Below are 21,757 nucleotides of genomic sequence, written 5' to 3' on the forward strand. Positions count from 1 at the left end.
AATAATATAATCGAAACATGGCAAGTATTAACCTGATTGAGTCATTCACGGAGTTTAAGGAGGCGGAGAACATTGACCGCCCTACCTTGATGAAGGTATTGGAAGATGTGTTTAAAACGCTTCTTCGTAAGAAGTATGGCTCTGATGAGAATTTTGACGTGATTGTAAATACTGAGAAGGGTGATCTGGAAATTTTACGCCGCAGGACAATTGTGACTGATGGAGAAGTAGAAGATGATAATGCCCAGATTGCTTATTCTGAAGCCATTTTAGTAGAACCAGATTACCAGGTAGGTGAAGATCTGTACGAAGAAGTGGAAATCCAGGATTTTGGTCGCAGGGCCATACTGGCTGCTAAGCAAACACTTTCTGCCCGTATTGGTGATCTGAAAAAGAACATTCTGGTTAAGAAATACGCAGATAGAGTAGGTGAAATTGTAACCGGTGAAGTTTATCAGGTATGGAAAAAAGAAGTTTTATTGCTTGATGATGAAAGGAATGAGTTAATTTTACCTAAATCTGAACAAATTCCTACCGATTATTTCAAGAAAGGGGAAAATGTAAGGGCTGTAGTGAAGAAAGTGGAAATGAAAAATAACGCACCACTAATCATCCTCTCCCGCACCCATCCTACCTTCCTGGCGAAATTGCTGGAAATTGAGGTTCCCGAGATCTTTGACGGCCTTATTGTAATTAAGAAAATCGTACGCGAACCCGGAGAAAGAGCCAAAGTGGCTGTAGAATCCTATGATGACCGCATAGACCCTGTAGGTGCCTGTGTTGGTATGAAAGGAAGCCGCATCCATGGTATTGTTCGTGAGCTGCGCAACGAGAACATAGATATCATCAATTACACTGCTAACATTCAACTGCTGATACAGCGCGCACTGACGCCTGCAAGAATTAGCCGTATGGAAGTGGATAATGAGAATAAATATGCTTCTGTTTACCTTAAGGCAGACCAGGTATCCCTGGCTATCGGTAAAAAAGGTGTAAATATTAAACTGGCCTGCGAATTGACAGGATATGAAATAGATGTGTTCCGCGATGAAGAACAGGAACAAACAGAATTTGATATTGACCTGGAAGAATTCTCTGACGAAATTGAAGAGTGGGTGCTGGATGAACTTAAACGCATTGGTTGTGATACTGCGCGTAGTGTGCTGGACCTGACAGTAGAAGAACTGGTTCGCCGTTCTGATCTGGAAGAAGAAACAGTAAAAGATATTAGAAGAATATTACAGGAAGAATTTGATAAGGATAAAGAGTAAGGCCACACCGCAACTTCCCCAGGATGTGGGCTTACTTGACAGGAAATATTTTTTAGTTATTGTTAATTGTTAAAAAACGGAGTCCCGTTAGCTAACGGGAAAAATGGGGAGGCCCGAGATTACAATATGCCTGAAGTAACAAACAACACGCCACGATTGCTGGCTGCAGCCAAGGAGTTCAATATTGGTAAGGAAACACTGATAGATTTCCTTGCTAATAAAGGCTATGATATGGGGGGCTTTGGTTCACCCAACGCACGCCTGACTTCTCAGATGTATGTAGCCCTGCAATCTGAATTCCAACAGGATAAGGCTAATAAACGCAAAAGCGATCAGATAGCCCTGCCTAAAGGAAGCGTGTTAGATGCAATGAAGAAGAAAGAGAAGGAAGAAGCAGAGGCAGCAGCAGCCAAAAAGAAGGAAACGGAGCCCACATCCCCGGCAGCAGTGGAACCAAAACCCGAACTCAAACCAGAACCAAAGCCCGAGCCTAAAGCAGAGCCAAAACCCGAACCAAAACCGGAGCCTAAGCCTGAACCAAAGCCCGAGCCTAAACCTGAACCAGTTGTGGCAGCGGTAGTACCTCCTGTGAAAGCAGAAGAGGTAAAGAAAGAACCACCTGCTCCTCAACCACCTGTTGTTGAAAAAGCCCCTATCGTTCCATCACAACCGGAAGCCCAGGCTCCCGAAGTGATCAAGACGGATGCTCCCAGAATCAATGGCCCCAAAGTGGTTGCCACAATTGACCTGGATGCGCTTAACAAGCACAAAAAACCTCCTCCTCCGGTTGCCAAAAAGCAGGAACAGGAAGAAAAACCGGTTGCCAAACAACCGGAACCACCTGTAACTCCTGTGGCTCCAATAGCCCCTGTTGCTCCTGTAGCACCCGTGGCAAAAGAAAAAGAACCTGTTAAGGAACCCGTTGTGCAAGCGCAACCTCCTGTACAACAACAACGCCCGGTAGAAGCAGTGAAACCTGCAGAACCGGAAGTGAAACCTGTACAGCCCATACAGACAGAAAAAGTTATTGCACCTGCTGCAGAAAAACCAGCCGTTAAAGCTGCGGAAGAGAAGCAGGCGCCGGTAGCTGAGAAAACAGCCATCGCTCAGGATAAAACAAAAGAACCGGTAGCAGCGAAAGAACCCGCACAAAAACCGGCCGCAAAGCATATGGAGGAAGTTGCAGCAGCAATTGCATCAGACCAAGATGATAATGGCGGTAATGCCGTTATTGAAAACATACAGGCAGAAAAGCTTACCGGACCCAAAGTCATCGGTAAGATTGAGCTGCCGGTACATACCGACAGACATCCCCGCGAAAATAAAGGGAATAACAATTTCAATCGCGGCGGTGGCGGTAACAACAATAATAATGACCGCGATGATAAACGCAAACGCAAGCGTATCATCGTAGAAAAGAAACCAGAACCTATCCAGCCAAACGAGGGTGGTGCTGGTCATACCGGTCATAAAGGCGGTCATGAAGGTGGTGGTAACCGTGGTCCGGGTAACCGTGACTTTAACAGGGACCACAACAGAGCTGCCGGCGCTGGTGGAAACCGCGGAGGTGGTGATGCTAACAGCAACAAACCTGCCGGACCAAGCAGACCACATGCTGCACCGAATCGTGAAAACAGACCAGGTGGCAACAGACCAGGTGGACCAGGCGGCCATCAAGGTGGTGGCGGCAGACCAGGTGGACCAGGCGGTAACAGATCTGGTGGTGGACCAGGTGGTAACAGACCAGGTGGATTTGGTAACAGACCAACCACAGGTAGTACTTACGGTGGTAACCGCGACAGAAGGCCTGAGGATAAAGAAATCGATAAGAACGAAATCCAGAATAAGATCAAGGAAACCATGGCCAAAATGAGTGGTGGGGGTAACCGTGGTAAAAATACTAAAGCCAAACAACGCCGTGAAAAACGTCATGAGCTCGCAGAGCAAATGGCTAATCAGGGTGCTGATGGCAACAAACTCCAGGTTACAGAATTCGTTTCTGTAAGTGAACTGGCCAATCTGATGGATGTAAGCTTCGCAGAAGTAATCTCCAAATGTATGGGCCTCGGTATCATGGTATCTATTAATCAACGCCTTGATGCGGAAGTAATAGAACTGGTTGCCGGTGAGTTTGGATACGAAGTAGAATTCATTGGTGTGGATGATGCCGATGATATAGATGAAGAGGAAATAGTTGATAATGAGGAAGATCTCATACCAAGAGCACCTATTGTGACCATCATGGGTCACGTAGACCATGGTAAAACCTCCTTGCTCGATTATATCCGTAGCGCAAATGTGGTATCCGGTGAGGCCGGGGGTATTACCCAGCACATTGGTGCTTACCAGGTAACTACCGCTACAGGAAAACGTGTCACCTTCCTGGATACTCCAGGTCACGAAGCGTTTACAGCGATGCGTGCCCGTGGTGCCAAAGTAGCGGATATCGCCATTATCGTAGTAGCTGCGGATGATGCAATCATGCCACAGACAAAAGAAGCGATCTCTCACTCACAGGCAGCAGGTCTGCCAATGGTATTCGCCATCAACAAGATTGATAAGGAAGGCGCTAATCCTGAAAAGATCAAAGAACAGCTGGCTGGTATGAACCTGCTGGTGGAAGACTGGGGTGGTAAATACCAGAGCCAGGAAATTTCTGCCAAGAGCGGTTTAAACATAGATATCCTGCTGGAAAAAATATTGTTGGAAGCTGAGTTACTTGAACTGAAAGCAAACCCAAACAGGGAAGCTTCCGGTAGCGTAATTGAAGCATCACTGGATAAAGGACGTGGTTATGTAGCCACTCTGCTGGTTCAGGCAGGTACCCTCCACCAGGGAGATACCATCGCCTCCGGCTCTCACTTCGGTAAGATCAAAGCAATGTTCAATGAACGCGGTCAGCGTGTTGAATCGGCAGGACCTTCAGCACCTGTACAGGTACTGGGTCTGAACGGTGCTCCTCAGGCTGGTGAAAAGTTCAGGATGTTTGAAGACGAATCAGAAGCGAAAGAAATGGCTACCCGCCGTGCACAGATTATCCGTGAACAGGGTATCCGTACCAAGAAACACATTACGCTGGATGAAATCGGACGCCGTCTTGCTCTGGGTAACTTTAAACAGCTGAACCTGATCATCAAGGGTGACTTTGATGGTTCTGTAGAAGCATTGAGTGACTCCCTGCAGAAACTGTCTGCTGAAGAAATCGTGGTGAGCGTTGTACACAAGGCAGTTGGTCAGATCACAGAATCCGACGTATTGCTGGCTACCGCTTCAGATGCGATCATCATCGGCTTCCAGGTACGTCCTTCTTCTCAGGCCTCCAAACTGGCAGAGAAAGAGAACATCGAGATCCGTACTTACTCCATCATCTACGACGCTATCGACGAACTGAAGAGCGCAATGGAAGGTATGCTTGAACCGAAGATCGAGAAGAAAGTTATCGCTAACGTAGAAGTTCGCGAAACCTACCGCTTCGACAAGGTTACCGTTGCTGGTTGCTTCGTACTGGATGGTAAGATTGCCCGTAACAACCGTGTAAATCTGGTACGTGATGGTATCGTAATCTACACAGGCGATCTGGGCTCTCTGAAACGCTACAAGGAAGATGTGAAAGAAGTTGCATCCAACATGGAATGCGGTCTGAGCATCAGGAACTACAGCGACCTCCACGTAGGCGATATCGTTGAAGCATTCGAAGAAGTAGAAGTAAAGAGAACACTGTAAAACAGCATAAACTTTTGTTAAAAAAATAAGCCGCTATTACGCGGCTTATTTTTTGGTTACTTTTGAAATTCACTGCACTAGAGTTATTATGAATAAAATATTGGCAATTTCTGCTGGCGCATTACTGCTTTCTCAGGTAGTTACTGCACAAGCTCCGCAGAAGAAAATGGTGGCGGACAAAATAGCTGCCATAGTAGGGGACAAAATCGTGTTAAGATCAGATGTGGAAGGGGAAATGGTAAACCTGCAACGTAATACTCCCGATAATACTATACCTCCCAATGCCTCCTGCCTGATCATGGAACAGATTATTGCGCAGAAAGTAATGGTTATGCAGGCAGAACGGGATAGTTTGCCCGTTAGCGATGCAGACGTAGACGGTCAGATAGAAAACCGTATCCGCTATTTCGAAGAGCTGTACGGTACCCGTGAGAAAATGAAAGAAGTAACCGGGTATTCTATTTACCAGCTGCGTGAACGTTTCCGTCAGCCTATCAAAGAAGGGCTGCTGGCAAAAGCAATGCAGGATAAAATTACCGGAACGGTAAAAGTGACTCCCTCCGAAGTAAAGAAATACTTCGATGGAATTCCTCCTGATAGCCTTCACTTCTACGAATCAGAACTGGAAATAGGTCAGCTCATCCTCCTCCCTAAGGCTACCCACGAAATGGAGCAATATTCCATCAGCCGCCTCATGGATTTCAAAAAACAGGTACAGGATAAGACCAACGACTTTAGCAGACTGGCCATCTTATACTCAGAAGACCCAGGTGCTAAGGAAAATAAGGGTGTATATATCCTGAACCGGAACGATAAGCAATGGGACGCAGACTTTCTCGCGGCTTCATTCCGTCTGAAAGAAAATGAGATCTCCAATCCCATAAAAACGCAGTTCGGCTACCACCTGATTCAATGTATTAAACGTCAGGGAGATAACGTAACTATTCAGCATATTCTGCTTAAACCCAATATTACCCGCTCGGATATTACCCAGGCAATGAACAAACTGGATACTATCCGTGCCAATGTGATGTCTAACAAGTACACCTTTGCAGAAGCGGTTACCAAATACAGCGATGCACCCATGGCGAAGTTTGATGGAGGTATGCTGCAAAACAAAATGAATGGTAGTACACTAATCACTATCGATCAGCTGGATGACCCTTCTGAAAGAAACATCGTATTGATGCTGGACTCCCTGAAACCAGGCGGATTATCCAAACCTGTTCAATATACAGACGAAAAAGGTAACCTGGGTTGTCGCCTTATTTTCCTGAAAACACGTACCCAGCCTCACCGTGAGAATATGACAGATGATTATGCCCGTATTCAGCAACGTACCCTGCAGATCAAACAGGAAGAGTCGCGCGACAAATGGTTGAAGGAAAAGATCCCCACTTATTACATTCATGTGGATGATGAATTCAAACAGTGCAACCATATCGCCAAATGGATGGAGAGCATAGCAAAACAATAAAACATAAGTTCATATATAATTAATCCCCGGTATACACATACCGGGGATTTTCTTTTAAACATGAACTTTAGGCTTTTTCGGCTTTTTACACGTAACTTTGCGCCTTCAATTCTATAGGGATGAGTGATGCCATAAAGCATGAATGCGGTTTAGCATTTATAAGATTAAGAAAACCGTTTTCTTATTACCAACAACAATACGGAACGGTTTTCTACGGCCTCAATAAGCTGTATCTGTTGATGGAAAAACAGCATAACAGGGGACAGGACGGAGCAGGAATCGCAACAGTGAAATTGAATACAGAACCAGGCGTTCCTTTCATGCAACGTCTCCGTAGCAGCGCAACACAGGCAATCGGTGATATCTTTGCGAAGGTGAAGGACGAGATAGACGAGATAGAGAAATACCAGCCTGAAATCACTAAGTACCCCGGCCTGATGAAAGGGCATATGCGCTTTCTGGGCGAACTTCTGCTGGGGCATCTCCGCTACGCAACCCAGGGCAGAAACAATGTAGAACTCTGCCATCCTTTTGTACGATACAATACCATTCCCGCACGCAACCTGGCAATTGCCGGCAACTTTAACCTGGTAAATGCTGATGAACTATTCAAGTTCGTAGACGTACAGCCGGGAGAAACTCATAAGAACAGCGATCTTGCCGCCATGCTGGAAGTAGTACACCACTTCCTGTGTAAGGCAGATGAAGAAAGAACCAATGGCCTGGATGTGAAACAGATTCTGCAACAGGCGTTCTCTATGTTTGACGGAGGTTATCATGTATGCGGTCTTTTAGGTACCGGAGACTCTTTCGTAATCCGCGATGCCCATGGTATCCGCCCTTCATACTACTATGTTAATGATGATGTGATTGTAGCCGCTTCTGAACGTGCTGCCATCCGTACCGCTTTTAATGTGGGCGAAAATGAAGTGCATGAACTCATGCCAGGGAATGCACTCATCGTAAAAGAAAACGGAGAATACAGTATAGAACAGATCCTGGCGCCTAAAGAGCGCCGCGCCTGTAGCTTTGAAAGGATCTATTTTTCACGTGGTAACGATGAAAAGATCTACAAGGAACGTCATGCACTTGGTCAGAACCTGTCTGAAACGATCCTGAAGAATATTGATAACGACCTTCGTAATACCATCTTCTCCTTTATCCCCAATACGGCTGAAATAGCATTCTATGGAATGATAAAAGGACTGGAGGATTATCTGAATAAAATTAAGATTGAACGTATCTCTTCCTGGGGCAAAGACTTCGATGAAGAGAAGCTCACGGAAATGATCAACCGTCGTGTGCGCATTGATAAGATCGCCATCAAGGATGTAAAAATGCGCACCTTTATTTCGGCAGATACCGGCCGTAATGAAATGGTACAGCACGTATACGACATTACTTACGGCACTGTACGTCCAGGTATCGATACCCTGGTTGTAATAGACGATTCTATCGTTCGCGGTACCACCCTGCGGGAAAGTATTATCAAAATGCTCGATCGACTAGGCCCAAAAAGAATCATTGTTGTTTCTTCCGCTCCGCAAATCCGTTATCCAGACTGTTATGGTATTGACATGAGTAAGATGGGCGATTTTGTTGCCTTCCAGGCCGCCATCTCCCTGCTTAAAGATCATGGAAAAGAACATATTCTGCAGGAAGCATATGGCCTCTGTATGGAACTGCAACGCACCAATACCTTACATGCACAGAACGTGGTACGTAACATCTACAAACCTTTTACTACTGAAGAGATTTCTGCCAAGATTGCTCAGATCATCACCCCAACAGGTATTAGTGCCAAGGTGGATGTGATATATCAATCCATAGAAAGCCTGCATAAATCATGTCCCAATAATACAGGCGACTGGTACTTTACCGGTAACTATCCTACTCCGGGAGGTAACCGTGTGGTGAATAAGGCTTTCATGAACTATATGGAAGGCAAGAATGAAAGAGGATATTAATTGATACGACCCAGCCTTTGGCAGGTCCTTAATATAAAAATATATGGCTCACCAAAGGTGAGCCATATATTTTTATATTAAGTTTACTTTAAATCACCATTTCCACTGCCCCTCTACCGCACCTGTCCGCTCCAACTCCCGGTAAAATCCGTAAATTAGTCAGTACTAAACATTTAAATTCACGCAGCTAACTGTAATGTGTTATGAAAACATTACTACTCATCCGCCACGCTAAATCCAGCTGGAATGACCCGGACGTAGACGATTTTGACAGACCGCTCAATAAAAGAGGCAAACAGAATGCGCCAGAAATGGCTTCAAGACTTCTATTGCGCGGTGTAGTACCAGAACTTATTATTGCCAGTCCGGCCAAACGGACCAGCAGCACAGCCAAGATCATGGCCAAAGAATGGCAGTATCCCAAGGAAGCGATCTTGTTTGAAGAAGAGCTTTATCTTTGTTATGCATCTACTTTTTTGAAAGTAATCACTAAAATAGACGACGACTTCAATGCTGTTGCCATCTTCGCACATAATCCGGGTATTACGGATTTTGCCAATTATCTTACCCAGGAAATACGCATTGATAATGTGCCTACCACTGGCATTTTTGCCGTGCAGGCATATACTGATTCCTGGAAAGATTTTGACCGCGCCAGAAAATCATTTCTCTTTTTCGATTACCCGAAACAGGAAACAGTCTGACCCTATTTAGTCCTTCGCAATCTTATTATATGAAACCGTGATTCCTTTGATCAGTGAGGAGCTGAATCCCTGATGCTCCATTTCGTTCAGGCCTGCGATTGTACAACCCTTGGGTGTTGTTACCTTATCAATCTCTTCCTCAGGATGACGTTTTTCACGGATCAGAAGTTCTGCAGCCCCCTTTACGGTTTGCGCCGCAATCAGATTGGCAGTTTTTGCATCAAACCCGATCTCAATTCCACCCTGGATATTTGCGCGGATAAAACGCAGTGCATAGGCAATCCCACAGGCTCCTAATACTGTCGCGGCTTCCATCAGCTTTTCATCTATATTTACTGCAACCCCCAGTTGATCAAACATATCCTTTATATAAGCCGCCTGTGATTCAGAAACATTCTTATAACAGATACAGGTCATGGATTCCTGGATAGCGATAGCGGTATTAGGCATAGCCCGAACAACCGGCATGCCGGTTCCCGCTATTTCTTCCAGATCGTTTATAGATACCCCGGTCATCACGCTGATCAGCACCTGCCGCTGAGGGTCAAATGCATGCTTCACTTTTGCCAGTACCTCTTTTACATTATAGGGCTTTAACGCCACCACAATTATTTCTGCTGCGCGGATAGCCGCTTCATTGTCAGAAATCGTCTGCACACCCAGTGCCTGCAAACCGCTTAATGAAGCGATATTTCTTTTTGTAACGATAAGATCTGCAGGTACTGAGAAATCGCTCTTTAATAATCCCTGCGCTATCGCTGATCCAAGGTTGCCCCCGCCAATGATGGCTATTTTCCTGTTGGACATGTCACTATTGCTTTAAATGTTATGGAAGGTATAACAAGATGATCAGATACACAAGAAGACTAGTCACATTAAAATAAAATGTGTTACTTCGCATGCTTAAATCCAATTACATGCCCACTCGTTTCTATCACATACTTATTTTTATCCTTTGTTTTTTTACGCAGTCTTTAACAGCTCAACAGACTGGAAAAGCGCCTGAAAAAGTAAAAGGTAAAGTAGTACGTATCATAGATGGGGACACCTTTGAATTATTAGTAAAAAAAGAAACATACAAAATTCGTTTGAGTGCAATAGATGCACCAGAAAAAGGACAGGATTATTATCAGCAAAGCAGGCAGGCACTGGCCGACCTGGTATTTGGTAAGATAGTGACCGTAGAATTGCTGAATAAAGACAGATACCAGCGTTGGGTAGGAGATGTTTACAACAGCAACAATGCGTATATCAACGGATGGCTGATAGCAGACGGGAATGCCTGGCATTATGTGAAATATTCCAAGAGTGCACCGTTGGCAGCATCGGAGGCGAATGCACGCAGACAGAAGCTGGGCCTTTGGGCACAGGCAAAACCTATCGCTCCCTGGTTATACAGGAAGGAATCCAGAGAAACATCAAATGACAAAGGGAAAACGGGAAAAAAGAAGGTATCGAAAGGGAAAACGGCATAAGGTAATGGATTACAAATGGCCCTCTATCGAAAGGCTGACGGATGGCCATAGCGATACAATATCATCTGATCCCTTTCCGAATAACTGGCTTAATCCAGGGTTACATGGCTCCAGTTTTCTCCGCTTTTGATACGGTAGAGCTGCATTTCGCTGATATCAAACTGCTCAGCAATCTGCTTCATTGTTTTCTTACCGGGTTTAGCCAGCAGGCGTTTGATACTCTTTACTTTAGTGATATTCAGTTTCAGCCCTTTTACGCGGTTCCGTTGCTTTTCCTTATAGGCCAGCTTAGCAGGACTAAACTGCTGATGCGCTTCCATTTCTTCCTTGGTAGCCCATTGCAGGTTAGTTACTTTGTTGTTCTTTTTGTCATAGTCTATATGGATCACATACTTGTAAGTACGGCCGGGCTTTTTGTTAAACAGTTTGGCTACCTCCCTGTGCAGGTATAGCGACTGATAACTGTCTGCCGGCTTTACGTTTAGTACAGTATAGCCTTCCACTGTAGAGCCGGACAGCAATTTCCCGTCTGTAATATCCTCGTAATAACTGATCACTCTTCCCATGTTAGATACTGCGTATTTTTTACGCAGGGCAGATTTATTCTTAATCTGCAAGTCTTTCCAGACTTCATTTTTCAGGTTTTTAATCGTGGCCATGTGAAAGAAAGTTTAATAATTGAACCTGGGGTTTATCCGTAAACGTTACAATCTACTACTTCATTATTCGCCGGCAATAAATTATCTTCTGAAATGGGGGATGTCCGCTCTATTATATAATCCTTATAATGTACTGCTACTTTGTCTAAAACGTCTTCTACAGCTGCCAGCGTACTGCAAGTTACTAATTGTTGTCTGAATTCTTTTATGTGAGGTAATCCTTTCAGATAATTGGTATAGTGCCTGCGCATTTCCAGTATTCCTACGATGTCCCCTTTCCAGGATACTGATTGTCGCAAATGCTTTTTACAAACTTCCACCCTCTCAAAAACAGTTGGAAGAGGCAAATGTTCACCCGTTTTCATAAAATGCTTGATCTCATTGAAGATCCAAGGATATCCTATCGCAGCACGTCCTATCATGATACCGTCCACGCCATATTTCTGACGGGCGGCAACTGCCTGTTCTGGTGTACAGATATCTCCATTACCAAAGATGGGGATATGAATACGGGGATTGTTTTTCACTTTGGCAATAAGGGTCCAGTCTGCACTTCCCTTGTACATTTGGGTACGTGTACGCCCATGAATAGTAAGGGCTTGTATGCCTACATCCTGCAGCCGCTCTGCCACTTCCTCAATATTCTTGGTATCATCGTCCCAGCCAAGGCGGGTTTTTACAGTTACCGGCAGGCGGGTAGCCTTAACTACTGCAGACGTTAACTTAACCATTTTAGGGATATCCTTCAGTATCCCGGAACCAGCCCCCTTACATACTACCTTCTTTACCGGACACCCATAGTTGATATCCAGTAGATCCGGGTTAGTAGCCTCTACAATCTGGGCTGCCATTGCCATTGGTTCCTCATCCCCACCAAATATCTGAATGCCCACAGGACGTTCATAATCAAAGATATCCAGTTTCTGCCGGCTCTTGATCGCATCACGTATAAGGCCCTCCGAAGAAATAAATTCAGTATACATCAGGTCCGCTCCCTGTTCTTTACAAACCGCACGAAAAGGTGGGTCACTTACATCCTCCATTGGAGCAAGTAATAGCGGAAACTCACCTAATATTATATTCCCAATTTTTACCATTTTATTAATTGATAGCTAAATATTAACCCCCATTCATCCTGAAACCAATTGCCAACTCGATTTCGCACTGTAAATTTACGCAAAAATAATCTATGACAGGCTACCTGAAGCAGTATCCGCCGGCATTACAATTCGCTACATTTATTGGCTTATTCATTGGCTTCTCACTGCTGTACGGAATCTTCCTGATTGCCATTTTCCCTCACATTAGCGGCTATACCATAGAAACACTTCAAACGGCGGATCCTTCCCTTCCTAAAGTTCTCGGCTATCTGAAATTAACGCAATTCCTATATACTTTAGTCGTTTATCTGGCTCCTCCGGCCGTTTTTGCCTATCTGGCAGATCCAAGGCCTTCAGAGTGGCTGCACTTGGAGAAATCCCCTAAGATCTTGCCGTCAATACTTGCACTCCTGGTAATGCTTGCCGCCCTCCCAATGGTTGGCTTTGCAAGCGACTGGAACCATACCTGGCATCTGTCCGACACCTCCAGACAAATGGAAGAACAGGCAGAAGCCCTCACCAGGGTATTACTCAATATGCCCCACTTCAGTACCTTACTGGTAAACCTGGTACTCATAGCAATTATACCCGCTATTGCGGAAGAGTTCTTTTTCAGAGGGGTGATGCAGCGCATCCTGATACAAATACTTCACAAAGCACCCTGGGTGGCAATTATAATCACCGCAATCATTTTCAGTGCTATCCATATGGAATGGCTGGACTTTATACCCCGGATTATTCTTGGTTTCCTGCTGGGTGCCCTCTATTATCTGAGTGGGAACCTCTGGTTACCCATTCTGGGTCACTTCCTTAATAACGGAATGCAGGTGGTGATGGTATATCTTTATCAGGTGAAAGTGATCCATGAAGATCCTATGAAGTCCGAAAGCACTGCCTGGTATAGCGCGGCCCTCAGTCTGGTTATTACAGTAGCACTGTTGTGGTACCTGCGTAAGAAGTCAGCACCGGCCAATACAACAGAAGAAAAGCCATATGAGACTGATATAGAGTCAATAGGAGAGTAAATCGTAAATTACAGGCAACAATAAAGATTTTATGGAAAAAGACTGGGTGAAAATATTTGCTACTAACCAAACTTTTCGTGCGGAAATAGTGAAAGGTATGTTACAGGAATATGGTATAAATGCAGTACTGATCAACCGTCTGGACTCCTCCTATCTGGGAACACTGCCAGGAATGGCAGAATTGTATGTACACTTGTCTCAGGAAATGGAAGCTAAAAAATTATTGATGGAGAATCCGGAAAATGAGGAGTAAAACTATTTCTTCCAGCTTTCGTAAATTATCAGAGGCCGCCACCTTCTTTCTGTCCACCGGGCAGAACAGCGGACTTCCACATTCAAATTATACGCTTAGATGAAAACATTCTTCACCCGTGCAGCCACTGCCCTGGTTTTCGTAATAGTGATGCTGGGCGGGATCTTATATAGTCCCTTTACCTTTTTCCTGCTTTTCTTCCTGATCAATTTCTTTGCTTTACAAGAGTATTTTAAACTGATCAGGAACATAGATCCTGAATATGCAAACATTTCCGGCTGGCATAAAAATGGATTACTCATCGCCAGCTGTGCACTGATCATGGCCTTTACAGGTGAGCATTTTATCTCTTCCGCCAACCTTTCACTGGGTTATCTAGGCTGGTGGTTAGCTCTCATTTTCCTACTGGTATTGCCGATTGGAGAAATCCTTCTGAGCAAAGAGTTCACGCTGAAAAACATGGCTTATTCAGCCCTCGGACTCATTTATATTACTTTATCCCTGGGATTATTGATCCATCTCTGCCTGAACTACAGCAGCATCCGGTTTACTCCTGAGAAAACCGGTACCGGGCCAGGCTGGCTTATTCCTATGTTGTTGCTCTTCTTCATCTGGATCAACGATACCATGGCCTATATTGTTGGGTCCCTGATAGGAAAAACCCCGTTCGCCCCCTCCATTTCACCTAAAAAAACGATTGAAGGTACCGTGGGAGGAATGATTCTGGCTATTGCTACTGCTGGCATCTATGGCTATTATTGGGGTTACCAGTGGCTTGCGCTGCCGCATTGGCTCGTATTAGCTGGCATAGCAGCTGTTTTCGGTACCCTGGGTGATTTACTCGAATCAAAACTCAAACGTATGGCGGGCGTAAAAGATTCCGGAAAAATTATGCCAGGACACGGAGGATTTATGGATCGCTTTGATTCTCTGCTACTTGCAGCTCCTTTTGCATGGGTATATGTACATTTATTCGCAATGATTTAACTTCGTATCAAATAACAACACAACATGAAGATCCATCGAGAAGGATTGGCCACTATTTTACTGACTTTTGTAGTTCTGGCAGTTATCAACAGCGCTGTTTTCTATTTTCTGGGAAACAACCCGCTTTTATGCCGGATTATTGCTGCCTTTTCCCTGGCGCTTTTCCTCTTTATCATTTCCTTTTTCCGTATTCCAAACCGGGAAATGAAACAGGACGAGTCCCTGGTATTAGCTCCCTGCGATGGCAAAGTAGTGGTGATTGAAGAAACCTATGAACCTGAGTATTTCAAGGACAAACGCCTGCAGGTATCTATTTTTATGAGCCCTGCAAACGTGCATGTGAACAGGAACCCTATCAGCGGACAGGTAAAACTGTCACAGTACCATTCTGGTAAATACCTGGTAGCCTGGCATCCTAAATCATCTACCGAAAATGAACGTCACACCGTGGTGATCGGTAACAAAAAAGCAGATGTACTTGTAAGACAAATTGCCGGAGCTCTTGCCCGCCGTATTGTAAACTATCTGAAAGCGGGTATGGAAGTAAGGCAAAATGAAGAAATGGGCTTTATCAAATTTGGTTCAAGAGTAGACCTTTATCTCCCCGTAGGTACCAAAGTAAATGTACAACTGGATGAGGTGGTACGTGCAGGACAATCTGTAATTGCTACTTTATAAATACGTATCTTAATAGTATAATTTAAATAGCTATGAAGAAATTAATTATTGGAGCAGCTACTCTATTATTCATTACAGGGGCTGTATTTGCCCAGGAGAAAACCAAGGAGAAATCCTGCTGCAGCAAAACTGCAAAAGGAAGCGCCTGCTGCAAACAACCGAGCAAAACAGCCAGCCTCCGCACTGCTGCAAAGCCCGCAAAACCAGCTCAACCTGCGAAGCCTGCTGCCAGGTAATAATATTCTTGTAAAAAGGACGGCCTCAGCTACTATGTAACTGGGGCCGTCCTTTTTACAAGAATGCATGAGCTGACTAAAATGTGTCCCTCCCGGATAACAAATGGAGACAAGGCACCCATTTCGCGAAAGCCTTGATTATTTTTATCCTGCCTTATATAGATTACTTTTTAGCATGCCTCACATTATCAATATGTTAAAAGGATCTCTGATGCTTGCGACTGTACTATAATATCTCCTTGAGTTCGTGTAAACTCTGAATGGTGTAAGTTGGTTTAAGATCTCCTGTGGTTGCCAGTGAAAGCGGATTGAAATATACCTGGTCTATTCCTGCATTAAATGCCCCAAGCACATCAATATCCAGCGCGTCTCCAATCATAATACTAGTGTCTGTCGTTGCTGCGGCCCTGCTAATGGCAAAGTCAAAAATCTCCCGATAGGGCTTCAGGCTACCAACAGATTCGGATGTGATCACATGCGTAAAGAAATGATCTATTCCTGAACTGCGCATTTTATGCAGCTGGGTTTGTTCAAACCCATTAGTGATAAGATGGATGGGGTAGTCTTTAGCAGTCAGATATTCAAGCACTTCTTTAGCATGAGGGAACAATATTGTTTTAGTAGGTAATAACTCCAGAAACTGTACCCCCATTGCTTCAGATAATTTATCATCCCCGATCTTGAAGTCGAGCAACGTTACCCGGAAACGTTTAACACGCAATTCATTTCTGTTAATAAATCCTTTTCTGAAACGGTCCCACAGTTTCTCATTATGCACAGAAAAACTCTTATAAAAGGCATCAAAAGAGGATACTCCTCTGCTCTCTAAACCGTGGTGGTAATACAATTCCTCTAAAACCTCGGATGAGTTAGCTTCAAAATCCCACAATGTATGATCCAGGTCAAAAAATATATGTTTGTACTTCATCTTAAAATGCTGCTGAAAGCAGGCATAAATTTACTATTTTCCACCCTCTTTAAACAGGAATTTATGAACGCAGTAATCACGGGAGCCAGTAAAGGCATAGGGAAGGCCATTGCTGAAAAGCTTGCCCGGGAAGGATTTAATATCGCCATTTGCGCAAGGAATGTTAAATTCCTTAATCAGGCAGTGAAAGATATACAGGCTCAGAATCCAGCAGTCAAAGTAATATCCATGCCTGCAGACATGGGGAAAAAAGAAGATGTGCTGGCCTTTGCAGAAAAGATAAAATCAGCTTTTCCGGTAATAGACATCCTGGTGAACAATGCCGGCATTTTTGTACCAGGCAGCCTTGATGAACAGGAAGACGGATTGTTGGAAAAGATGATGGCTGCAAATGTATATAGTGCCTATCACCTCACCAGGCAGTTATTGCCTGCCATGAAAGCACTCCGCAAAGGGCACATTTTTAATCTTTGCTCTACAGCCAGTTATAAGGCTTATCCCAATGGAGGAGCCTACAGCATTACCAAGTTTGCCCTGCTGGGATTTTCCAGAAACCTGCGAGAGGAACTGAAAACGCATAATGTGAAGGTAACCTCCCTAAGTCCCGGCCCCACCTTAACAGCGTCCTGGGACGGTTTTGAAGGTCCGCCGGACCGTATGATGGAACCGGCAGACGTTGCAAGCCTGCTTTGGGCAGCTTATACATTGTCTGCCCAGGCTGTTGTTGAAGAAGTACTTATGCGGCCAATGCTGGGAGATATTCAATAAAACCCTTACCAGTAAACGCTTTTCACCTTCATATCTATTATTTTTTTAACTAAGTTTTAACTGGCAGTCCGACAATAACAGGGCTTGCTTTGGTTAAATTTGTTATGCATTATGATGGTTACTACTGTTAGTATAAGGATGAGTGTACTATCCCTGTTTTTTTCTCTGGGTATAGTATCATGCCTGCAGGCGCAGGAATTTAAGTTCACCACCACTGTAAGTAATACAAAAGTGGCATTGGATGAGCCTTTCCAGATACAATTTCTGCTGGAAAATGCCCCTAATGTATCTAGTTTTACCCCCCCTTCCTTTAGTGATTTTGAAGTGATGCAGGGGCCTTCCCAGATGCAGGGGCAGTCTATTATGAACGGTCACCGTTCTGAGTACATTGCACTGATTTATGTATTGCAGGCTAAAAGAGTAGGTAACTTTACCCTTACAGGTGCTACTGCCCGCAGTAACGGGAATGTAGTACATTCCAACCCGGTAACGATAGAAGTAGTGAAAGGTGCACGTAACCTGAGCCAGCAGCAACAACAACAGGTACCCCAGGGGGCTTATCCACCGTCACGCGGACCACAGAGACAGGATGAAATGGAAGGGGTGCTGAAAAACGGGGAAGATGTTAACGCAAAGCTGAAAAAAAATATCTTCGTCAAGGTAGATGTAGATAAAACAAGCTTATATGAAGGGGAGCAGTTAACTGTTACCTACAAATTATACACGCGCCTCCCAACCAATTCCAGTGTAACTAAAGTGCCTGCATTCAAAGGATTTTCCGCTAAAGATATAGAACTTCCTAATCCTCCTCAGGCAACAGAAGAAGTAGTGAATGGCATACCATTTAAGGTATTCATCATTCGCAAAACGCTGCTATTCCCACTGCAGTCCGGCTCTCTTGAACTGGACCCTGTAGAAGTGGATAACCATGTAAAGCTGGTTAAACTTGTAAAGAACAATAAGAGAGCACGTGATCCTTTTGGTGATGCTTTTAACGATCCGTTCAATGATCCGTTCTTTGATGATTTCTTTAACCGTCCTGAAGTAAGTTATGAAGATGTGCCTTATAAAATACAGACCTCTCCGGTAAAGATAACAGTTAAACCGCTGCCGGTAGATAGTCGTCCGGCCAGTTATACCGGGGCTGTAGGGAAGTTCAACATGACAGCGTCTATCGACAAACAAACTCTGAGTACAGATGATGCGCTTACGCTGAAAGTGGTGATATCCGGCCAGGGGAATGTGAATCTGCTGAATGCACCCAAATTAGATATTCCATCAAGCTTTGAAAAGTACGATCCAAAGGTTACTGATAATATTGAGAAGAATAGTAATCCCCTTTCGGGCTCCCGCCAGTTTGAGTTTGCGCTCATGCCGCTGGAAGCCGGTGATCAGACGATACCTCCGGTAGAGTTTTCTTACTTTGATGCAGCGTCCAACAGTTTTAAAACTACACGATCGCCTGCATTCACTGTGCATATAACACCAGGAAAACAAGCTAAGAAAGATAAAGAAGACTTCAGCGAAAACAGGAATACCCTTGCGCCTAACTTTACCAAAGCAATAGACCTGATTAAAGAAAAAAGTTTCCTGCTTGCAAGTCCCTGGTTTTATATCTTATTATTACTACCAGTGGTAGCTCTGATAGTCGCACTATTCTACCGCCGCAAACACGATTACCAGCAAAATAACGCTGCATTCCTGAAGCACCGCTTTGCAAATAAAGTAGCGCTTAAACGACTGGAACTGGCTGCGCGTTATCTGAAAGAAGGAAAGGATAAAGCCTTCTATGAAGAAACATCCCGTGCCGTATGGGGCTATCTCAGCAACAAACTGCACATTCCTTTTTCAGATCTGAGCAAACAGCTGATACAGGATCGTCTTTCACAACAACATATCAATGGGCAGAATACCACTGAGCTCTTCGACCTGCTTGATAATTGTGAAATGGCGCTGTATACACCTATGCATAACAATGACAAAATGCAGGGCACTTATCAGCAGGCTGTAACAGTTATCAGCCAACTGGAAGATGAACTTGAGCGGGCCAAAAGTAGTGTTGCATAAAAATAACTATACGGATGAAATCTCTATTAACAGCATGCTGCTTTTTCTTTCTGCTATATAACTCATCAAAAGCTGGTGAGTATCCAGAACTGATTAAGTACGATCAGGCTAATGCTATTTTTGGACAAAAGAAATACAGCGAGGCCGCTGCAATGTTCCAGCAACTGATTGACGAAGGCTATAATCACCCTGAATTATATATCAATGCCGGCAATGCCTGGTATAAGGCAAATCGTACAGGATTAGCTATCTATAATTATGAAAAGGCGCTTATCCTTGATCCTTTTAACAAAGCCGCTCTCCATAACCGTTCGGTAGCTAACCAGAGGGTAGAAGGTTATGTAAATGATCTTCCCCTGCTGTTCTTTCAAAGATGGTGGCTGCAGCTGCAACACTTTTATTCTCCAAATGGATGGGCAATCGGGAGCATTGTCTTCTTCTGGTTCTTAATAGCCGTTGTCATAAGCATCCTGCTTAAACCGTCTCTGAAGCCTGCTTTATTAAAATGGGGTGCTGTTACCAGTGGTATCCTGTTCTTATGTTTTATTAGTCTGGCCGTCAGCGCTTATGTCAGCGTCAATACACATGATACGGGTATAATAATGGGTAATGTAGTAAAGGTAAAAGCCGGACCAGATCAGGGAAGTAAAGATGTTTTTGAATTACATGAAGGTACTAAGGTTCAGGTAACAGACGCTACACAGGAATACTGCAAAATAATGCTACCAGATGGCAAGACAGGATGGCTGACTTGCGCAGAAATAAAAAGGCTGTGAGGGATGCGATCCTTTACAGCCGCTCTATCCGTTCCATAAACTCCTGCTTGCGGTTTCTTGACACGGGAATGTTGCTTCCATCACTCATAATAATATCTCCACCATCTCCCTTTATATATCTGTCCATATAAAAAAGGTTCACTACATAGCTATGGTGCACCCTGAAAAATCCTTTATTCTTTAGAGAGCTCTCTACTTCTTTTAAAGTACGGTTTACAAGAGATGGCCCTGATGCATTTTGCAGATAGATCCGGGTATTTTCCCCATCTGCCGCACAATACACGATATCTTTTACCAGTAACATTCTTAATCCTTCCGGGCTTGGTAATGCGAGTCGTTCGCCAGGATGCAGATGTTGATGCAGAAACTCCATCAGACTATCTGTTTTGCTGGTAGCTTGTTCCTTCTTTTTAGTCAACCGTAACAGGGCTTTATCCACGGCCTCCTGCAAATCGTCTTTGATAATAGGCTTCATCAGATAGTCCAGTGCATTATGGCGGATAGCCTCCAATGCATAATGATCATGTGAAGTGGTTATAATAATAGAGAAAGAGGCCTCTTTGCAAGCCTGTAATACTTCAAATCCGTTTAAACCGGGCATTTCCACGTCCAGGAACAGTAGTTCCGGTTTATGTTGTTCAATAGCCTCCAGGGCGGTAATCCCATCGGAGCAAACAGCCACTATGTTTAGTGCCGGGCAGTGCTTTTCCAGCAAAAGCTTTAATACACTTCTGCTAAGCTTTTCATCATCCACTATGACGGTACGCATGTTTCTACTAAGTTCGTTGTCCCCAAATTTCCCCCTTGATATTTACATAGGTGGGTTGGGAGAAAAAGTACACTTTTTCCGCTAAAAATTTGAATCCGATTTTTAATAAAATAAGCAGGGTTAGTTTAATCGGCTGGAAACGTGTTGCATAGTGATAATAACTTTACTCCCATCGGGCTCATCCTGGTCATTATAAAGACCTTCTTCTTTTACAGAAGCCCGCAGGTTATATTTTTCATTGATGGCTGCAAGTCTTTCTCCGGCTATCCTTATTCCTTTTAAAAAGGATGTTTCTTTGGATGCCAGGACTGCATTATGCACACCATTATCAGCTATCTGGATGCAAAGCATCTCTTTTTCCCGGCTGATGATGATCTTCAGATGTCCGCCTGTCTTTTCAGGTCTCAGCAATATGCGGTGCCAGATAGCTTCCTGTACGTATGGCTGGATAATAAGTGGGGGGATCATGGTAACTTGCTGAAATACTTCGGGCAGTACTTCCAGTTGATAGTCGAATTGAGTTCCAAATCTTAGCTGCTCCAGTTGCAGGTATAGTTCCAGAGCCTCTACATCTTCTTCAAGATTCACCCATTCTTTATTACAGTTCCGAATCATGAACCGCATAAGTTTTGCAAAGCGGGTAAGGTAGAGAGAGGCCAGATCCGTGCTTGTAGTGAGGATATAGTGATGGATTGCATTCAGGCTGTTAAAAATGAAATGAGGATCCATCTGTGCCTGAAATGCATGCATTTCGAGGTATACAAGTGATTGTTGCCTGATTATTTCTTTTGCTGTAATCCGTTTTATCCGTCTTTCCCTATTAAAAAAAAGAACCCACAAGATCATTACACTTGACAAAAAAAACAGCCAGTACGGCCAACCTGCTGCATTGAG

At 44.1% G+C, this 21,757-nt stretch carries 20 protein-coding genes; 14 read left to right on the forward strand and 6 right to left on the reverse strand.

The window, feature by feature from the left end:
* Window positions 1–17 precede the first annotated feature (17 nt).
* The 5 genes from nusA (at window position 18) to BM176_RS08060 (ending at window position 9,142) form a co-directional block, all read left to right on the forward strand.
* Window positions 18–1,271, forward strand: coding sequence for a transcription termination factor NusA (gene nusA / locus BM176_RS08040; RefSeq protein WP_090101368.1), 1,254 nt, complete (start codon window positions 18–20; stop codon window positions 1,269–1,271).
* A 126-nt stretch (window positions 1,272–1,397) separates the two neighbouring features.
* On the forward strand, window positions 1,398–4,994 hold the full coding sequence (gene infB, locus BM176_RS08045; RefSeq protein ID WP_090101370.1) for a translation initiation factor IF-2: 3,597 nt from the start codon (window positions 1,398–1,400) through the stop codon (window positions 4,992–4,994).
* A gap of 88 nt (window positions 4,995–5,082) precedes the next feature.
* Window positions 5,083–6,471, forward strand: coding sequence for a peptidylprolyl isomerase (locus tag BM176_RS08050; RefSeq protein WP_090101372.1), 1,389 nt, complete (start codon window positions 5,083–5,085; stop codon window positions 6,469–6,471).
* Window positions 6,472–6,590: 119 nt separating this feature from the next.
* On the forward strand, window positions 6,591–8,438 hold the full coding sequence (locus BM176_RS08055; RefSeq protein ID WP_090101374.1) for an amidophosphoribosyltransferase: 1,848 nt from the start codon (window positions 6,591–6,593) through the stop codon (window positions 8,436–8,438).
* Between the two features lie 203 nt (window positions 8,439–8,641).
* Window positions 8,642–9,142, forward strand: coding sequence for a SixA phosphatase family protein (locus tag BM176_RS08060; protein WP_090101375.1), 501 nt, complete (start codon window positions 8,642–8,644; stop codon window positions 9,140–9,142).
* Window positions 9,143–9,148: 6 nt separating this feature from the next.
* Here the strand turns inward: BM176_RS08060 and proC are convergent, their stop codons facing one another.
* The gene (gene proC / locus BM176_RS08065; protein WP_090101377.1) at window positions 9,149–9,949 is read right to left on the reverse strand and encodes a pyrroline-5-carboxylate reductase; all 801 of its coding nucleotides are present in this window, start codon (window positions 9,947–9,949) and stop codon (window positions 9,149–9,151) included.
* A 110-nt stretch (window positions 9,950–10,059) separates the two neighbouring features.
* On the opposite strand from proC, the gene BM176_RS08070 reads away from it, so the two are divergent.
* Window positions 10,060–10,617: a thermonuclease family protein gene (locus tag BM176_RS08070; protein WP_090101748.1), complete on the forward strand. Its 558-nt coding sequence runs from the start codon at window positions 10,060–10,062 to the stop codon at window positions 10,615–10,617.
* A gap of 89 nt (window positions 10,618–10,706) precedes the next feature.
* On the opposite strand, the gene BM176_RS08075 is transcribed toward BM176_RS08070, so the two are convergent.
* Entirely contained in the window at window positions 10,707–11,276 is a 570-nt protein-coding gene (locus tag BM176_RS08075) for an NUMOD4 domain-containing protein (protein ID WP_090101379.1), read from the reverse strand.
* Window positions 11,277–11,308: 32 nt separating this feature from the next.
* Entirely contained in the window at window positions 11,309–12,373 is a 1,065-nt protein-coding gene (dusB, locus tag BM176_RS08080; RefSeq protein WP_090101381.1) for a tRNA dihydrouridine synthase DusB, read from the reverse strand.
* Between the two features lie 92 nt (window positions 12,374–12,465).
* On the opposite strand from dusB, the gene BM176_RS08085 reads away from it, so the two are divergent.
* The 5 genes from BM176_RS08085 to BM176_RS08105 all read left to right on the forward strand — a co-directional run bounded on the left by BM176_RS08085 (window position 12,466) and on the right by BM176_RS08105 (window position 15,555).
* A complete protein-coding gene (locus tag BM176_RS08085) occupies window positions 12,466–13,401 on the forward strand; it encodes a CPBP family intramembrane glutamic endopeptidase (protein WP_090101393.1) in 936 nt (311 codons plus the stop codon).
* A 31-nt stretch (window positions 13,402–13,432) separates the two neighbouring features.
* The gene (locus tag BM176_RS08090; RefSeq protein ID WP_090101395.1) at window positions 13,433–13,654 is read left to right on the forward strand and encodes a putative signal transducing protein; all 222 of its coding nucleotides are present in this window, start codon (window positions 13,433–13,435) and stop codon (window positions 13,652–13,654) included.
* A 99-nt stretch (window positions 13,655–13,753) separates the two neighbouring features.
* A complete protein-coding gene (locus tag BM176_RS08095) occupies window positions 13,754–14,641 on the forward strand; it encodes a phosphatidate cytidylyltransferase (RefSeq protein WP_090101397.1) in 888 nt (295 codons plus the stop codon).
* 24 nt (window positions 14,642–14,665) lie between these two features.
* Window positions 14,666–15,319 (forward strand): phosphatidylserine decarboxylase family protein, encoded by a 654-nt coding sequence (locus BM176_RS08100; RefSeq protein WP_090101399.1) that lies wholly within the window; start codon window positions 14,666–14,668, stop codon window positions 15,317–15,319.
* Between the two features lie 32 nt (window positions 15,320–15,351).
* Window positions 15,352–15,555, forward strand: a complete 204-nt coding sequence (locus tag BM176_RS08105; RefSeq protein ID WP_090101401.1) for a hypothetical protein — start codon at window positions 15,352–15,354, stop codon at window positions 15,553–15,555.
* A gap of 226 nt (window positions 15,556–15,781) precedes the next feature.
* Here BM176_RS08105 and BM176_RS08110 read toward each other — a convergent pair whose 3' ends face one another.
* Complete coding sequence (locus BM176_RS08110) at window positions 15,782–16,483, reverse strand: YjjG family noncanonical pyrimidine nucleotidase (RefSeq protein WP_090101403.1); 702 nt, start codon at window positions 16,481–16,483, stop codon at window positions 15,782–15,784.
* A gap of 63 nt (window positions 16,484–16,546) precedes the next feature.
* Here BM176_RS08110 and BM176_RS08115 point away from each other — a divergent pair, with 63 nt between their 5' ends.
* The 3 genes from BM176_RS08115 to BM176_RS08125 all read left to right on the forward strand — a co-directional run bounded on the left by BM176_RS08115 (window position 16,547) and on the right by BM176_RS08125 (window position 20,094).
* Window positions 16,547–17,251: an SDR family oxidoreductase gene (locus BM176_RS08115; RefSeq protein WP_090101750.1), complete on the forward strand. Its 705-nt coding sequence runs from the start codon at window positions 16,547–16,549 to the stop codon at window positions 17,249–17,251.
* Window positions 17,252–17,362: 111 nt separating this feature from the next.
* A complete protein-coding gene (locus BM176_RS08120; protein ID WP_090101405.1) occupies window positions 17,363–19,318 on the forward strand; it encodes a BatD family protein in 1,956 nt (651 codons plus the stop codon).
* A gap of 14 nt (window positions 19,319–19,332) precedes the next feature.
* On the forward strand, window positions 19,333–20,094 hold the full coding sequence (locus BM176_RS08125; protein ID WP_090101406.1) for an SH3 domain-containing protein: 762 nt from the start codon (window positions 19,333–19,335) through the stop codon (window positions 20,092–20,094).
* A gap of 13 nt (window positions 20,095–20,107) precedes the next feature.
* Here BM176_RS08125 and BM176_RS08130 read toward each other — a convergent pair whose 3' ends face one another.
* Both BM176_RS08130 and BM176_RS08135 read right to left on the reverse strand, forming a co-directional pair.
* The gene (locus BM176_RS08130; protein WP_090101408.1) at window positions 20,108–20,863 is read right to left on the reverse strand and encodes a LytR/AlgR family response regulator transcription factor; all 756 of its coding nucleotides are present in this window, start codon (window positions 20,861–20,863) and stop codon (window positions 20,108–20,110) included.
* 120 nt (window positions 20,864–20,983) lie between these two features.
* Entirely contained in the window at window positions 20,984–21,613 is a 630-nt protein-coding gene (locus tag BM176_RS08135) for a sensor histidine kinase (RefSeq protein WP_177230328.1), read from the reverse strand.
* Window positions 21,614–21,757 lie beyond the last annotated feature (144 nt).

The sequence above is a fragment of the Chitinophaga sp. CF118 genome (assembly GCF_900112615.1).
Classification (GTDB): domain Bacteria; phylum Bacteroidota; class Bacteroidia; order Chitinophagales; family Chitinophagaceae; genus Chitinophaga.

Bases quoted from the DNA above. Each gene is read 5' to 3' on its own strand.
- nusA (WP_090101368.1), top strand. From the start codon at position 18: ATGGCAAGTATTAACCTGATTGAGTCATTCACGGAGTTTAAGGAGGCG.
- infB (WP_090101370.1), top strand. From the start codon at position 1,398: ATGCCTGAAGTAACAAACAACACGCCACGATTGCTGGCTGCAGCCAAG.
- BM176_RS08050 (WP_090101372.1), top strand. From the start codon at position 5,083: ATGAATAAAATATTGGCAATTTCTGCTGGCGCATTACTGCTTTCTCAG.
- BM176_RS08055 (WP_090101374.1), top strand. From the start codon at position 6,591: ATGAGTGATGCCATAAAGCATGAATGCGGTTTAGCATTTATAAGATTA.
- BM176_RS08060 (WP_090101375.1), top strand. From the start codon at position 8,642: ATGAAAACATTACTACTCATCCGCCACGCTAAATCCAGCTGGAATGAC.
- proC (WP_090101377.1), bottom strand. From the start codon at position 9,949: ATGTCCAACAGGAAAATAGCCATCATTGGCGGGGGCAACCTTGGATCA.
- BM176_RS08070 (WP_090101748.1), top strand. From the start codon at position 10,060: ATGCCCACTCGTTTCTATCACATACTTATTTTTATCCTTTGTTTTTTT.
- BM176_RS08075 (WP_090101379.1), bottom strand. From the start codon at position 11,276: ATGGCCACGATTAAAAACCTGAAAAATGAAGTCTGGAAAGACTTGCAG.
- dusB (WP_090101381.1), bottom strand. From the start codon at position 12,373: ATGGTAAAAATTGGGAATATAATATTAGGTGAGTTTCCGCTATTACTT.
- BM176_RS08085 (WP_090101393.1), top strand. From the start codon at position 12,466: ATGACAGGCTACCTGAAGCAGTATCCGCCGGCATTACAATTCGCTACA.
- BM176_RS08090 (WP_090101395.1), top strand. From the start codon at position 13,433: ATGGAAAAAGACTGGGTGAAAATATTTGCTACTAACCAAACTTTTCGT.
- BM176_RS08095 (WP_090101397.1), top strand. From the start codon at position 13,754: ATGAAAACATTCTTCACCCGTGCAGCCACTGCCCTGGTTTTCGTAATA.
- BM176_RS08100 (WP_090101399.1), top strand. From the start codon at position 14,666: ATGAAGATCCATCGAGAAGGATTGGCCACTATTTTACTGACTTTTGTA.
- BM176_RS08105 (WP_090101401.1), top strand. From the start codon at position 15,352: ATGAAGAAATTAATTATTGGAGCAGCTACTCTATTATTCATTACAGGG.
- BM176_RS08110 (WP_090101403.1), bottom strand. From the start codon at position 16,483: ATGAAGTACAAACATATATTTTTTGACCTGGATCATACATTGTGGGAT.
- BM176_RS08115 (WP_090101750.1), top strand. From the start codon at position 16,547: ATGAACGCAGTAATCACGGGAGCCAGTAAAGGCATAGGGAAGGCCATT.
- BM176_RS08120 (WP_090101405.1), top strand. From the start codon at position 17,363: ATGATGGTTACTACTGTTAGTATAAGGATGAGTGTACTATCCCTGTTT.
- BM176_RS08125 (WP_090101406.1), top strand. From the start codon at position 19,333: ATGAAATCTCTATTAACAGCATGCTGCTTTTTCTTTCTGCTATATAAC.
- BM176_RS08130 (WP_090101408.1), bottom strand. From the start codon at position 20,863: ATGCGTACCGTCATAGTGGATGATGAAAAGCTTAGCAGAAGTGTATTA.
- BM176_RS08135 (WP_177230328.1), bottom strand. From the start codon at position 21,613: ATGCATGCATTTCAGGCACAGATGGATCCTCATTTCATTTTTAACAGC.